This is a genomic window from Bradyrhizobium sp. SHOUNA76 (assembly GCF_023006445.1).
GTDB lineage: Bacteria > Pseudomonadota > Alphaproteobacteria > Rhizobiales > Xanthobacteraceae > Bradyrhizobium.
The window spans coordinates 1-472 of record NZ_JALBHA010001162.1; the positions used below are offsets into that span (position 1 = coordinate 1).

The following is a 472-nucleotide window of genomic DNA, read 5'->3' on the forward strand; positions in this document are numbered from 1 at the left end:
CGAGCGGCTCCGGCAAGTCGTCGCTGATCCGCGCGCTGGTCGGGGTCTGGCAGCCGGTGCGCGGCAAGGTACGGCTCGACGGCGCGGCGCTCGATCAATGGTCATCCGACGCGCTCGGCCGCCACATCGGCTATCTGCCGCAGGACGTCGAATTGTTCGGCGGCACCATCGCGCAGAACATCAGCCGGTTCGACCCCGAGGCGACCTCCGATGGCATCATCGTGGCGGCGAAAGAAGCCGGCGTGCACGAGATGATCATCAAGATGCGCGAGGGCTACAACACCCAAGTCGGCGAGCAGGGCGCGGCACTTTCCGCAGGCCAGGCGCAGCGCGTGGCGCTGGCGCGTGCGCTCTATGGCAATCCCTTCCTGATCGTGCTCGACGAGCCCAACTCCAATCTCGACACCGAGGGCGATGAGGCGCTGACCCGCGCCGTCCGCGCCGCGCGCGAGCGCGGCGCCATCGTCATCGT

The 472-nt window shown here is 68.6% G+C and carries 1 protein-coding gene; it reads left to right on the forward strand.

Translation table 11 applies throughout. The features are described 5' to 3' along the window. Positions 1–472, forward strand: a 472-nt coding sequence (locus MOV74_RS40295) for an ATP-binding cassette domain-containing protein (RefSeq protein ID WP_246933120.1), incomplete at both ends; no start/stop codon positions are given.